Source organism: Pseudomonas sp. S30 (genome assembly GCF_016518545.1).
Lineage (GTDB): Bacteria > Pseudomonadota > Gammaproteobacteria > Pseudomonadales > Pseudomonadaceae > Aquipseudomonas.
This window is the reverse complement of record NZ_JACVTO010000028.1, coordinates 16378-29823: the sequence shown is the minus strand read 5'-3', so window position 1 is coordinate 29823 and position 13446 is coordinate 16378. Positions and strand designations below refer to the sequence as shown.

The 13446-nt window shown below is 64.5% G+C and carries 14 protein-coding genes; 7 read left to right on the top strand and 7 right to left on the bottom strand.

The genetic code is table 11. The features are described from left to right. Positions 1 to 10 precede the first annotated feature (10 nt). Positions 11 to 1630 (bottom strand): APC family permease, encoded by a 1620-nt coding sequence (locus tag IAE34_RS22660; RefSeq protein ID WP_200141193.1) that lies wholly within the window; start codon positions 1628 to 1630, stop codon positions 11 to 13. A gap of 272 nt (positions 1631 to 1902) precedes the next feature. Between IAE34_RS22660 and IAE34_RS22655 the strand changes: the two genes are divergently transcribed. The 4 genes from IAE34_RS22655 to IAE34_RS22640 all read left to right on the top strand — a co-directional run bounded on the left by IAE34_RS22655 (position 1903) and on the right by IAE34_RS22640 (position 5162). Further along, the gene (locus IAE34_RS22655; RefSeq protein WP_200141192.1) at positions 1903 to 2697 is read left to right on the top strand and encodes an AraC family transcriptional regulator; all 795 of its coding nucleotides are present in this window, start codon (positions 1903 to 1905) and stop codon (positions 2695 to 2697) included. A gap of 176 nt (positions 2698 to 2873) precedes the next feature. Continuing rightward, a complete protein-coding gene (locus IAE34_RS22650) occupies positions 2874 to 3359 on the top strand; it encodes a YMGG-like glycine zipper-containing protein (RefSeq protein WP_200141191.1) in 486 nt (161 codons plus the stop codon). A gap of 224 nt (positions 3360 to 3583) precedes the next feature. After that, positions 3584 to 4387 carry a CheR family methyltransferase gene (locus IAE34_RS22645; protein WP_200141190.1) on the top strand — a complete coding sequence of 268 codons (804 nt, stop codon included), beginning with the start codon at positions 3584 to 3586 and terminating at the stop codon, positions 4385 to 4387. A 118-nt stretch (positions 4388 to 4505) separates the two neighbouring features. Further along, complete coding sequence (locus tag IAE34_RS22640) at positions 4506 to 5162, top strand: response regulator (protein ID WP_200141189.1); 657 nt, start codon at positions 4506 to 4508, stop codon at positions 5160 to 5162. Here IAE34_RS22640 and IAE34_RS22635 read toward each other — a convergent pair. From IAE34_RS22635 to hslO, 3 genes are all read right to left on the bottom strand, one after another. Next, positions 5152 to 5586: an acyl-CoA thioesterase gene (locus IAE34_RS22635; RefSeq protein WP_200141188.1), complete on the bottom strand. Its 435-nt coding sequence runs from the start codon at positions 5584 to 5586 to the stop codon at positions 5152 to 5154. The genes IAE34_RS22640 and IAE34_RS22635 overlap by 11 nt on opposite strands. 170 nt (positions 5587 to 5756) lie before the next feature. Next, positions 5757 to 7304: a phosphoenolpyruvate carboxykinase gene (locus IAE34_RS22630; RefSeq protein ID WP_200141187.1), complete on the bottom strand. Its 1548-nt coding sequence runs from the start codon at positions 7302 to 7304 to the stop codon at positions 5757 to 5759. A gap of 179 nt (positions 7305 to 7483) precedes the next feature. Beyond that, a complete protein-coding gene (hslO, locus tag IAE34_RS22625; RefSeq protein ID WP_200141186.1) occupies positions 7484 to 8383 on the bottom strand; it encodes an Hsp33 family molecular chaperone HslO in 900 nt (299 codons plus the stop codon). Between the two features lie 116 nt (positions 8384 to 8499). Here hslO and IAE34_RS22620 point away from each other — a divergent pair, with 116 nt between their 5' ends. Next, complete coding sequence (locus IAE34_RS22620; RefSeq protein WP_200141185.1) at positions 8500 to 9300, top strand: phosphatase PAP2 family protein; 801 nt, start codon at positions 8500 to 8502, stop codon at positions 9298 to 9300. 28 nt (positions 9301 to 9328) lie between these two features. On the opposite strand, the gene IAE34_RS22615 is transcribed toward IAE34_RS22620, so the two are convergent. Beyond that, positions 9329 to 9733: an RNA-binding S4 domain-containing protein gene (locus IAE34_RS22615; protein WP_200141184.1), complete on the bottom strand. Its 405-nt coding sequence runs from the start codon at positions 9731 to 9733 to the stop codon at positions 9329 to 9331. A 109-nt stretch (positions 9734 to 9842) separates the two neighbouring features. On the opposite strand from IAE34_RS22615, the gene rimB reads away from it, so the two are divergent. Next, positions 9843 to 10325, top strand: coding sequence for a retropepsin-like aspartic endopeptidase RimB (gene rimB, locus IAE34_RS22610; protein WP_442793243.1), 483 nt, complete (start codon positions 9843 to 9845; stop codon positions 10323 to 10325). Then, complete coding sequence (gene rimK, locus IAE34_RS22605) at positions 10322 to 11227, top strand: 30S ribosomal protein S6--L-glutamate ligase (protein ID WP_200141183.1); 906 nt, start codon at positions 10322 to 10324, stop codon at positions 11225 to 11227. Before rimB ends, rimK begins: the two co-directional genes overlap by 4 nt. Positions 11228 to 11243: 16 nt before the next feature. Here the strand turns inward: rimK and IAE34_RS22600 are convergent, their stop codons facing one another. Next, the gene (locus tag IAE34_RS22600; RefSeq protein ID WP_200141182.1) at positions 11244 to 12557 is read right to left on the bottom strand and encodes an ATP-binding protein; all 1314 of its coding nucleotides are present in this window, start codon (positions 12555 to 12557) and stop codon (positions 11244 to 11246) included. A 97-nt stretch (positions 12558 to 12654) separates the two neighbouring features. Continuing rightward, positions 12655 to 13395, bottom strand: a complete 741-nt coding sequence (ompR, locus tag IAE34_RS22595; protein WP_200141181.1) for an osmolarity response regulator transcription factor OmpR — start codon at positions 13393 to 13395, stop codon at positions 12655 to 12657. Between the last annotated feature and the right edge of the window lie 51 nt (positions 13396 to 13446).

Here is a 13446-nt window from a genome sequence, read left to right as displayed (position 1 = left end):
GCGCAGGCGTTCAGGAAATAGCCGTGGCGGCAACGGGGCGGGTATGGCTGTCGTCGATGCAGGTCTCGCTTTCGTCCTCGCCCTCCAGACGCACCAGAGGCGCCGGCACCCCGGTGGCAGCGCCCCAGTAGTAGACGCCCAGCGCACTGATCGCCACGACCAGCGTGTCCAGCGGGTGGCCGATCACGCCCAGCCCGCCGAAGCTGCCCAGCCAGGACCACAAAATGGTGAGGGCGTAGAAGCCGATCAGCCAGGCCGAGCAGCGCACCTGCTGGGCCAGCGACAGGTGCTGGGTCGGCACGAAGCGACTGCACAGCAGGTACAGCACGAACATCAGGATCTGCAGCGCCAGCAGCCAGGACACGGTGCTCCAGCCCGACCAGTAGACGATCAGCGCGGCGATGATGAACGACAGCGGGCCGAGCACGCCCATGCCCTTGACCCGGAACGGACGCGGCATGTCCGGGGCATTGCGGCGCAGGGCCGCGACCGATACCGGCGCGACGGCATAGCTGAGCACCAGGGCGGCGGAGACCACGTTGATCAGCGCCTCCCAGGACGGGAACGGCAAGGTCCAGAACACCGCCAGGCCGAACGTCAGCCACAGGGCCGGGCGCGGGATGCCCGAGGCTTCGTCGATGCGGGTGAAGTAGCGGAAGAAGGTGCCGGTCTGCGCCCAGCCGTAGATCACCCGAGGGGTGGCATTCATGTAGATGTTGCCGCAGCCACTGGGCGAGATCACCGCGTCGGCCACCACCAGGTAGGCCAGCCAGCCCACCCCCAGCGCCAGGGCGATGTCACGGTAGGGCAGCGCCAGATGCTGGGTGACGCTGGCCCAGCCGTCGCTCAGCATGTCGGTCGGTACGCTGCCCAGGAAGGCCAGCTGCAGCAGGGCGTAGATGGCGGTGGACAGTAGCACCGACAGGATCAGCGCGATGGGGATGGTGCGCTGGGGATTCTTCACCTCGCTGGCCACCGAAATGATCGGCGTCAGCCCCAGGTAGGCGAAGATGATGCCGCCCGCCGACACGGCCATCTCCACCCCGGTCAGGCCGAACGGCGCGAAGCCCTGGACCTCGAAGTTGGCAGGCTTGAAGAAGGTGAAGAGCACGCCGATGACCAGCAGCGGCACGATGAACTTGAACACGCTGATCAGGTTGTTGGCCTTGGCGAAAGTCTTCACGCTGCGGTAGTTGAGGAAGAAGAACAGCCCCAGCAGCGCGAACTGCACCAGCCAGCCGAGGACCGTCGGGTTGCTCGATCCGGTCTGGGTCAGGCTGGGAAACCAGGCGGCAGCGTACTGCCGGGAGGCGACCACCTCGATGGCGATCAGGCTGGAGAAGGCGATCAGGGTGATGAACCCCATCAGGTAGCCCAGCAGCGGACCGTGGGAATACACCGGATAGCGCACCACGCCGCCGGCACGCGGCAAGGCGGCGCCCAGTTCGCAATAGACGATGCCCAGCAGCAGCACGGCGAAGCCGCCCAGAAACCAGGAAAGGATGCCGGCCGGGCCGGCGATGGCCGAGACGTGGCTGGCGGCGAACAACCAGCCCGAGCCGAAGATCGCGCCGAGGCCGATGAATGTGAGATCCAGCAAGGACAACTGCTTCTTGAATTTGCCTGACATGGGTGCGCCTTTTTGTTGGTTATTGGATAGGCAGGTCTGATGTCACCAGAGGCGGCGTGGCGCCGCTTCGGTTCTGGGAGAGGGCGGCTTGCACGTCGATAGAGTGAACCGAACGCGGTCAGGCTTCTTGATGGTTTTCGGCGGCAGCGATGACGAAATCGGCACAGTCGTGCAAAGCACTGGCATTCGGGGGTGCGCCTTGGCTAGGCTCGGACATGACGGCAATGCACACCCGCCGCAGGTCGCCCGCCCCCACAGCGAAGAGCCCAACGATGGCCGAACGTCCCTTGGTCAAGCTGTACCGTTCACTGGAGCAGTCTCGCCCGGCTTCGCTGGACGCCTTGCTGGCTGGCGTATCGCTGCTGCTGCCGATCCTCGACGCCATCCCCAACGCGGCGATCTTCATCAAGGATTCGGCCGCGCGCTACGTACTGGCCAACAGCACGCTGGTGCAGCGCTGCGGCTTGCGTCACCTGCAACCGCTGCTGGGCAAGACCAGCGAAGAGGTGTTCCCGGCCCAGCTGGGGCCTGGGTACACCGAGCAGGACCGGCGAGTGCTGGAGGACGGGCGAGTGCTGGAAGACCAGCTGGAGCTGCACCTGTACGGCAGCCGCGAACCCGGCTGGTGCCTCACCCACAAGCGCCCGCTGTACGATCATGAGGGGACGATCATCGGCCTGGTGGGCATCTCGGTCGACCTGCAGGCGGCCGCCGACACGCACCCGGCCTACCAGCGCCTGGCCGCCGTGGACGAGCACATTCGCCAGCACTTCCATCTTCCGATCAGCCTGCGCGAGCTGACCCGTATCGCCGGCATTTCCGTGGCCCAGCTGGAACGCTACTGCAAGCGGGTGTTTCATCTCACGCCACGGCAGATGATTCACAAGGCGCGTCTGGAGCACGCTCACCGTCTGCTGATGACGGAGTTGCCGATCACCGAAGTGGCGATGGCCTGTGGCTATACCGATCACAGCGCGTTCAGCCGACAGTTCAAGCAACTGACAGGCTTCACCCCGCGCCAGTATCGCCAGGCGACCACCCGCGGTGGCGTGAAAACGCCGGGATGAGGGTCACCAATGGAGGGTGTCAAGTAACCTGAGACCTGCCATAAGACACAAAGTTTCACACTCAAATCAATAAGTTAGAAGATTGTGTACAACTCGTGCTACTCGTCGGATTTTCGTTGCCAGTGACTGCCGTGAACGGCAAATTCCGCCTCGTCTTCCCCTTGAGGTTCCGGTCGATGAAGAAGTACTCCTCGATTCTGTTGTTGTCTTTCGGTCTGCTCAGCGGCGCAGCCATGGCCGGCGGCACCACCGAAGCCGGCGTTGGCGGCGCACTGGGCGGGGTACTCGGCTCGGTCGTCGGCCAGTCCATCGGCGGCAGCACCGGTTCGGCCATCGGTGCCGGCCTGGGCGGCGCTGCGGGTAGCGCCGTAGGTGCCGACAAGCGCCAGCGTGGCGAGGCCGCCATCGGCGGCGCCCTGGGTGCAGCGGGTGGCAACGTCGTCGGGCGCCAGCTCGGCGGCAGCACCGGCAGCCTGATAGGCGCTGCCGCCGGCGGCGGTGCAGGTGGTGCGCTGGGCAACTACATGGGCAATCGCGCCGATCAGGAGGATCGCCGTGAACAGGATCGCCGCTACCGCCGCGACGATCGCCGCCACTGGGATCATGGGCGGCGCGACCGGCACTACGGCCACCGTGGGCACCGTCATCACGGCCGCCATTGATCGCGCCCTGCCGCCTGCGTCCCTACGCCTGACACCTAAGGCCTTGCCCTGACCCGGCAGGGCCTTCGCATTTTCCCACCTGACAGGACTTAAGGGCCTCCCCGATATGGAGGCCGAGAGTCACTGGATATCATTTCCCATCCGCCAGCAGAACACGGGACGCAGGGAATGCGCACGAGCATCGTCGATCCAACACGCCAGCCCGGCCCCGGGGAGGCCGAAGGATGACGGACGCCAGCAGTCCACCCCACCTGGACCAGGCCGGTTTCGAGCGCATACGCCAGCGAGTGCACCAGGCCACCGGACATCGACTGGCCGATACGCGTCTGGGGGTGGTCGCCGGGCGCCTGCACTCGCGCCTGCAGCACCATGGCTTGAGCAGCTTCGAAGCCTATCTGGAGCTGGTCGACGCACAACCCGGCGAACAGGCGCTGCTGCTCAGCCTGCTGATCGCCCGAGACACCTACTTCTTCCGCGAACACCGTCACTTCGAGCACCTGCTGCGCTGGCTGGCCGGTATCGGCCATCGGCCGCGCCTGTGGAGCGCGGCCTGCGCCACGGGCGAGGAAGCCTGGAGCCTGGCCATGGTGGCCGATCAGGGCGCGCCCGGCGGCTGGGAGGTGCTGGCCAGCGACTATGACGACTGCCTGCTGCAACAGGCGAGGACCGGCCTCTACGACGTCAACCAGGCGCGCTATTTCCCCCCAGGCTGGGTGAGCCGCTACTGCCTGTGTGGCGCCGAGCAAACGGCCGGTCGTCTACGGATCGCTGCGGGTCTGCGCGAAGGGGTACGCTTCGAGAACATCAACCTGATCCGGCCATTGCCGGAGCACCTGGGTGCGTTCGATGCGATCCTGCTGCGCAATCTGCTCGCGGGCTTCGACGAGCGATGCAAGGCCGATGTACTGCTGCGCCTGATGCCGCATCTGCGCCCTGGCGGGCTGCTGATGATCGGTCACAGCGAAAGCATTCACCGCCTGGACCTGCCACTGCGGCCGATACTGCCGTCGGTGTTCGAACGCTTATGATGAATAGCACTGCCGCATCGAACGGCAGACAAGGACTGGTCGCGCTTCCGCGCGGCAGTGCGCTTGTGGATCGAGCAGGCCTGCCGCCCCCCTTCCCTTGCGAAACAGGCCTTGACCCATGCCCTGCCGAATCCTGCTTGCCGACGACTCGCCGCTCTTCCGCGCAGGCCTGCGCGCCCTGCTCGAACAGAAGAAGGAGTACACCGTCGTAGCCGACACCAGCGATGGCATGAGCGCCGTGGCACTGGCGGAAAAGTTGCGACCGGAGATCGTCGTGCTGGACATGAACAGCGACACCCTGGACCGCCAGCAAGTGCTTCAGGAGCTGTTCATCCGGGTGCCCGGCAGTCGCGTGCTGATGCTCTCGGCGCGCTCGGAACTCGAGCACGTGATGAGCTGCCTGCAACTCGGTGCCCAGGGCTTTCTGCTCAAGAACGCCACGGTCTGCGAGTTCGAGCAGGCCTTGCAGACCTTGCGCAACGGCGGCCAGTACCTGTCCTCGACGGTGCTGCCGATGGTCATCGGTCAGGCGCTCAAGCACAATCGCCGGCGCTCGGTCAGCCCTGCCCAGGCGCCGCTGACGCCACGCCAGCTGGAGATCCTGCGATTGATCGCACGCGGCGAGACCACCCGTTCGATCGCCGACGGTCTGGGCCTGAGCGTCAAGACCGTCGAAGCCCACCGCTCGCAGATCATGCATCGCCTGCAGATCCACGACGTGCCCGGGCTGGTGCTGTTCGCCGTGCGCGAGGGCATCATCTGCCTCAACGATTGAGCGCAAGCCCCGCGAGGATCAACTGAAGGGTCTCCGGCAGCGTCGCAGGATGCCCCGTGGCACGCTCGACGAACACCTGCACCACCCGGCCCAGGGCGCAGGCCTCGACTTCACCGGGCCGGTACAGCGCCAGGTGGAACTCGACCGTGCTGCCGCCCAGGCGCGACACGCCCAGAGCCACTTCCAGCAGGTCGGGAAAACTCGGCAGGGTATAGAAATCGGCGGCCGAGCTGATGACCAGCGCCGCCAGTTCGCCTTCACGCAGGTCCAGTTCGGCCTGCTCGACCAGGAAGGCCTGGATGGCGGTTTCGAACAGGGCATGCACGGTGGAGCCGGCCAGGTGACCATTGTGGTCGTTGTCCTGCGGGCGAGTCAGTACGGGATGAAAATGGGAGAAGGCACTGCGCTGGAGAGACTCGGTCATTGGCATGTTCCAGGCAAGGAAGAAAGACCCAGCTTCCCACATTCGTGCAAGAACACTCCAGAGGCATGCTCGCCAGGACCGCCAGCCGCCTTCAGAACGAGAAAAGGAGCCGCATGCGGCCCCTCCTTCATCGACACCCGACGGCGGCCCGGAAGGCCGGGCCGCTGCGCTTACAACTGTGGACCGGCTGCCTTGATGGCGTCGGAAACGTCGAACTTCTTGAAGTTCTCGGTGAACAGTTTGGCCAGGCCTTTGGCGGCCTCGTCGTAGGCCGCCTGGTCAGCCCAGGTAGTGCGCGGGTTCAGCAGTTCGGTATCGACACCCGGTACGCGCTTGGGCACATCCAGGTTGATGATGTCCAGGTGCTCGGTCTCGGCACCGACCAGCGCCCCGCTCTGGATCGCCGCGATCACGCCACGGGTGGTCGGGATGCTGAAGCGCTTGCCGACGCCGTAGCCACCGCCGGTCCAGCCGGTGTTGACCAGGTAGACCTTGGAACCGAAGGCGTTGATGCGCTTGATCAGCAACTCGGCGTACTCGCCAGCCGGGCGCGGGAAGAACGGTGCGCCGAAGCAGGTGGAGAAGGTCGACTTGATGCCGCCGCCCGAACCCATTTCGGTGGAACCGACCAGCGCGGTGTAGCCGGACAGGAAGTGATAGGCCGCCTGCTCGTTGTTCAGGATCGAAACCGGAGGCAGTACGCCAGTCAGGTCGCAGGTCAGGAAGATCACGGCGTTGGGTTCGCCACCCAGGTTGGCCTCGGCGCGCTTGGCGACGTGCTCCAGCGGGTAGGCGGCGCGGCTGTTCTGGGTCAGGCTGACATTGGTGTAGTCGGCGTGCTTGGCGTCGTCGATCACCACGTTTTCCAGCACTGCACCATGCTTGATGGCCTTCCAGATGACCGGCTCGTTCTTCTCGGACAGGTCGATGCACTTGGCGTAGCAGCCACCCTCCATGTTGAACACCACGCCTTCGCCCCAACCGTGCTCGTCGTCACCGATCAGGTAACGGCTTTCGTCGGCCGACAGGGTGGTCTTGCCGGTGCCGGACAGACCGAAGAACAGAGTCACATCGCCGTCTTCGCCGATGTTGGCCGCGCAGTGCATGGGCAGCACGTCGGCCGACGGCAGCAGGAAATTCTGCACCGAGAACATGGCTTTCTTCATTTCGCCGGCATAACGCATGCCCGCGATCAGCACTTTCTTCTGGGCGAAGTTGAGGATCACGCAGCCGTCGGAGTTGGTACCGTCACGCTCGGGAACGCACTCGAAATTGGCGACGTTGAGGATCTGCCACTGGTCGCGGCCGGCCGGATTGAACGCACCCTGCTCGGGGGTGATGAACAGGCAACGGCCGAACAGGTTCTGCCAGGCGGTCTGGGTGGTCATCTTGACCGGCAGGTAGTGTTCTGCGGCAGCACCGACGTGCACGTAGGAGACGAAGTGGTCCTGGGCATCGTTGAACGCCTGGACGCGGTCCCACAGGGCATCGAACTTGTCGGCCGGGAACTTGCGGTTGATCGGGCCCCAGGCGATGGCGGCAGAGGTGCTCGGTTCGTCGACGATGAAGCGGTCAGCGGGCGAACGGCCAGTGCGATGACCCGTTTCCACGACCAGTGCGCCAGTATCGGCCAGCACGCCTTCACCGCGGGACAGCGCTTCTTTTACCAGCTCGTCGACGGTCAGGTCGGTGTACACGGTGTTGTTGGCTTGCGTCATGAGATACCCCATCCGGCCCGAGGCCGAGTGCTCCAAACGTTTTGTAGTGGCCTGTTGAAAACTACTACAGCGAAAAAAGTGGCCGGATTATGCCAGAAACGCCCAAAAAAAGTAGGCCCCTCCTGTCGTATCTGCACTTTTGCGCAGTTAGACAGGAGAATCTCCTGTAGTGAAGCGTTTCAGTGGAGAGTTTCCGATGCCTCGTCGGTGCCACCACCAGCGAACAATTGTGCGACATCGGTTGCATCGAAGAGATAGCGCTCGTTGCAGAACTGACAGTCGATCTCCACCGTCCCGCCACATTCCTCGACCAGCGCCCTGGCATCGGCCTCACCAAGGCTGACCAGCGCGTTACCGGAACGCTCGCGTGAACAGCTGCAGCGGAACTGCAGGGGTTCGACATCGAACAGGCGCACCGCATCCTCGTGATAGAGGCGGTGCAGCAAGGTCTCGTTGTCCAGCGCCCATTCTTCGGGCTTGAGGGTGCTGGCCAGCGCGACGACGTGTTGCCAGCTTTCGTCGCGTTCTTCGTCGTCGGTCTGGCGATCGCGAGGCAGCTGTTGCAGCAGCAGGCCGCGGGCCTTGCCCGACGAGGTGTCCAGCCAGAAACGCGTGTTCAACTGCTGGGACTGGATGAAGTAGTTGGTGAAGCATTCGGACAGAGTGGCGCCATCGAGGTCGACGGTGCCCTGGTAACGCTGGCCCTTCACCGGATCGATGGTCAGCGTCAGGTGACCCTCGGGCATCAGGTCGACCAGGGTGGCATCGTCAGCGATCTGCTCGGCCTCATAGCGCGCCATGCCGCGCAGGTCACGCTCACCCGAGCATTCGACCATCAGCAGCGGGATCGGCCCCTGGGAGCGGGCCTGGAGGATCAACAAACCGTCGAACTTGAGCGCGCCCACCAGCAGCGCGGTGGCCGCCATCAGCTCACCCAGCAACGCGGCGACCGGACGCGGATAGGCATGGCGCGCCAGGACCTCGGCGTAGCTGTGATCGAGCACGACCCACTCACCGCGCACATCACGGTCTTCGAAGAGGAAGCGTTGGGTGAAATCAGTGTCAGGTAAATCGCTCATGGTTCTCGGCTATCTGAAAAATCTGAAAAGGATGACAAAATGATTGCAAGCGCCTACAAAGGCGCGTCGAAAGCGCTCATGAGGCGCTGAAATCAAGCTGGCGATCGAGGTATTTTATGGATAATCGGCCACTGTTCCAACCAAAGTGGTCCTGGGGACCCCTGGCAGCCAGTACTCTGTTGCCTATCGCACTACTGTGTTTGTGGTTGTGGCCTTTTGGCCAGATCCTGTTCCTGTCTTTCGACGAATGGCTGTTTCGCACCCTCAACACACCCCTGGCCGACAACCTGGTCTGGCGCTCGATCTGGACGGTCGGCAGCCTGAGGCCCTTCGACATCGTCGTGGGGCTGATCCTGCTGATGCTGCTGATCAAGGGCGACTGGGTGTTCCGTGCGGTCCAGGTTCGCCAGGCGTTCTTCGGCTTTTTCGTCAGCCTGCTGCTCTTAGTGGTGGTGCGGGCGCTGTTTTCCAAGTGGGTCGACGCTTCCGGCTGGCAGCATGACAGCCCATCGATCGTCTTCGACGACGCCGTGCGCCTGAGCCAGTACTACCCGAACCTGGAGCACCACTGGGAGCTCAAGGATCGCTCGAGCAAGAGCTTCCCCGGCGATCATGCCTCGGTGCTGCTGCTGTGGGCATTGTTCATGAGCCTGTTCAGCCGGCGCCTGGTGCAGACCCTGGTGATCTGGGCGCTGGCCACGCTGTTCATGCTGCCACGGCTGGTCGCCGGTGCCCACTGGGGCCAGGACGACTATGTCGGCGGCCTGGGCATGGCCGTCCTGGCGCTGGGCTGGACGGTCCACACACCCTTGGCGGCCAAGGCCAGCAGTGCTCTGCTGCGCTGGACCGCACCGCTGTTCCGGACACTGGGCAAGCTGCCTCTGGTCGGTCGCATGAGCGTGGTCCGCGCCGCCTGATCTGCTGCGCCGCTCGTACTGGGCGGCGCTAATCCAAGCGGCCGTGCAACTGATGAATCTGCCGGCGCTGCTTCTTGTTGGGTCGCCCATCGGTGGTCATGCCCAACGCGCCGGCCTTGCGCTGTTCGGCCGCATGCTCCCGGCGGCGGATGCTCTCGGCGGTCTCCTCGTAGAGCGCCTGGGCTTGCGGCGCGCCTCGGCGCACGTTCGACAGCGCCTTGACCACCACCGTCTTGTCATCGAATCCGCTGCGCAGCACGAACTCGTCGCCGACCCGAGGTTCCTTGCCAGGCTTGCAGCGCTCGCCTCGGCAGTGCACCTTGCCGCTTTCGATCGCGGCCTTGGCCAGCGCACGGGTCTTGTAGAATCGTGCCGCCCACAGCCACTTGTCCAAGCGCACCTTGTCGTCGTCTTCTTCCGACTTCTGTGCCATCTCTTTACCTCGAATTCTGTCTTTAACCGAACTGTACTACCGTATCTGTCGGATGCAAAAAGTCCACGCGATGCTTACAGTTCACCCCCTCGTCCGCAGGTTCTGCCAATTGAAGACATTTGACCACCTGACAGTGATCGGCCTGCGCGAATGGATCGCCTTGCCCGACCTCGGCCTGGCCGGGCTGCGCGCCAAGATCGATACCGGCGCCAGCACCTCCAGCCTGCACGCCACGGATATCGAACCCTTCGAGCGCGACGGCCAGCCCTGGGTGCGCTTCACCGCCCACCTGGGCTCGGTGGTGCAACTGCGTCACCGACGCTGCGAAGCGCCGATGGTGACCATGAAGACCATCAGGAGCTCCAACGGTCACGCCCAGACCCGCTATGTGATCCGCACACCGCTGGCCCTGGGTGATCGGGTCTGGCAGGTCGAGTTCACCCTGGCCTGTCGCAAGAGCATGCGCTATCGACTTCTGTTGGGATCGAAGGCATTGGTGCATGGTCAACTGGTAGTGAACCCGGGCCTGAAGTACGTCCAGGAAAAACCGGCCTATCCGGCCACCCTCCCCCCTGTCACAGGTGCTGCATGAAGATCGCCGTGCTTTCGCGCAACCCGCGTCTGTATTCCACCCGTCGGCTGGTCGAAGCCGGCACCCAGCGCGGCCACGAGATGGTCGTGATCGACACGCTGCGCGCCTATATGAACATCGCCAGCCACAAACCGCAGATCCATTACCGTGGCAAACCCCTGGAAGGGTTCGACGCGGTGATTCCGCGCATCGGTGCGTCGGTCACTTTTTACGGCTGCGCCGTGCTGCGCCAGTTCGAGATGATGGGGGTATACCCGCTCAACGAGTCAGTGGCCATCGCTCGCTCGCGTGACAAGCTGCGCTCGCTGCAATTGCTGTCGCGTCGTGGCATCGGCTTGCCGGTCACCGGGTTCGCCCACTCGCCGGACGATATCCCCGACCTGATCCAGATGGTCAATGGCGCGCCATTGGTGATCAAGGTGCTGGAGGGCACCCAGGGTATCGGCGTGGTCCTGTGCGAAACCACCAAGGCCGCCGAATCGGTGATCGAGGCCTTCATGGGCCTGAAACAGAACATCATGGTCCAGGAATACATCAAGGAGGCCGGCGGTGCGGACATCCGCTGCTTCGTAGTCGGCGACAAGGTCATCGCCTCGATGAAGCGTCAGGCCAAGCCGGGCGAGTTCCGCTCGAACCTCCACCGGGGGGGCGTTGCCAGCCTGATCAAGATCACGCCCGAGGAACGCATGACGGCCATTCGCGCCGCCAAGGTCATGGGCCTGAGCGTGGCTGGCGTGGATATCCTGCGTTCCAATCATGGCCCGCTGGTGATGGAGGTGAACTCTTCGCCCGGCCTGGAAGGTATCGAGGTCACCACGGGCAAGAACGTGGCCGCGATGATCATCGAGCATCTGGAAAAGCATGGCGGGCCGAACCAGACCCGCACCAAGGGCAAAGGCTAGGCCGGCGCGCGACGGCTCACACGGCGTTGCGCGGCAGCATCAGCCCCAGTGGCAAGCGCACCCGCGCCTCGATACCGCCGCCGGAGCGGTTGCGCAGTTCGACATTGCCGCCGTGCTGCGCGGCGATGCGCTTGACGATCGCCAATCCCAATCCGGTCCCCTTGCCACCGCGGGCACGATCGCCTCGAATGAACGGGTTGAAGATGGTTTCCAGCTCGGACTCATCGATGCCCGCCCCGCGGTCCAGCACGCTGAGCACCACATAAGGGGCGCTCTGGTCCCCAGAAACGTAGGCCGCCACCTCCACGCCCTGCCCCGCATGGTGCAGGGCGTTGCCGATCAGGTTACCCAGCATGCGCTTGAGCGACACCCGTCGCAGCGGGAATGGCGGTATGGGCTCCAGGCACAGACGCACCCGTTCCTCGGGCTGGTTGTAGGGCGCGATCACCTCGCGGATCAGGTGGCCCAGGTCCACCTCCTCCACCGGCTCGTCACGCCCGTCGCGGATGAAGGCCAGGAACTGATCGAGAATGGCGTCCATGTCCTCGATGTCGCGCACCATGTCGTCGCTCAGCTCGCTGTCGTTGCCCATCAGCGACAACGACAGCCTGAGCCGCGTGAGCGGCGTACGCAGGTCATGGGACACGCCCGCCAGCATCAGCTCGCGCTCGCGCCCGGCCTGTTCAACATCCTCGGCCATCTGGTTGAAGGCGCGATACACCTCGGTCATCTCGCTGGGGGTGTCGCTCACCGGCAGGCGCACGCTGCGCCCCTGGCCAAGCTGGCGGGCGGCGAATACAAGGCGCTTGAGCGGCTGGTTGAGCTGGCGCACGAAGATCCAGGCCGACGCGGTGGACAGCAGCCCGATGGCCAGGAACCACCCCAGCACGTTCCAGATCTTCTGCCCGCGCAGCGGATGCGGGTACAACGGGACCTTCAGCCAGCCTGGCCCGAGGCTGGGGGCATTCACCCACAACGCCGGTGGCGCATGCACGCGCAGGCGCACCTCGGTATCGCCACCCAGCTCGGCTTGCATCTGACGCTGGTAGATCTCGCTGTAGGGCCAGTGCTGCTCGCCCTCCGGCACACCTGCGCCGGTCACCCGGATGAGCCCCGCCGCCTCGGCGATCTGGTCGCGGTTCTGCTCGTCCGCCGCCCAGTAGGCACGCAACGTGAGGGCCACGCCATGGCTGTACTGGCGATCTACCAGCACATCCTCGTTCATCAACAGGTACACCAGGGTCAGGGCCTTGGAGAACAGCACGACGATCAGCACCAGCCACAGGGTGCGGGCGAAGAAGCTTTGCGGGAACCACAGGGGCGTTTTCATCGGGAGGACTGCTGCGAGGCGATAACGACACTGCCAGGCGCCGCAGACGAAAACAGGGCGCCCGTTGCGGGGCGCCCTGCCACGTCAGGGCCGAGGCTCATTTACCGGCATTTCCGTCCGGCACGAACACGTAACCGACACCCCACACCGTCTGGATGTAGCGCGGCTTCGACGGATCGGGCTCGATCATGCGTCGCAGGCGCGAGATCTGCACGTCGATGGAGCGCTCCAGGGCGTCCCATTCACGGCCACGCGCCAGGTTCATCAGCTTGTCGCGCGTCAGCGGCTCGCGGGCATGCATCACCAGTGCCTTGAGCACGGCGAACTCGCCGGTGGTGAGCATGTGCACTTCGTCGCCACGCTTGAGCTCGCGAGTGGCCAACGACAACGCGTAGTCGCCGAAGGTGACGATTTCGTCCTCGCTGCCTGGGGCGCCCGGCACGCTGGGCGCCTGCCGGCGCAGCACGGCCTTGACCCGCGCCACCAGTTCATCCGGGTTGAAGGGCTTGGCCAGGTAGTCGTCGGCGCCCAGTTCGAGGCCCTTGATGCGATTGAGTTCGTCGCCCTTGGCCGTGAGCATGATGATCGGGATCTGGTTGTTGCTGGCGCGCAGACGGCGGCAGGCACTCAGGCCATCCTCGCCCGGCAGCATGAGGTCGAGCACCACCAGATTGAAGACCTCGCGCGCCAGCAGGCGGTCCATCTGCTCGGCGTCCGGCACTGCACGGGGTCTGAACCCCCTGCTGACGAAGAACCGCTCCAGCAGGCTTCTCAGCCCTGGGTCGTCGTCGACGATGAGGATCTTTTCGCCTTCAGCCTGGTTTGCGGTGCTGGTCATCAATAACTCCTCTGAGATCGCCGCGCATTATGGCCTAGCCACTGCGGCGCG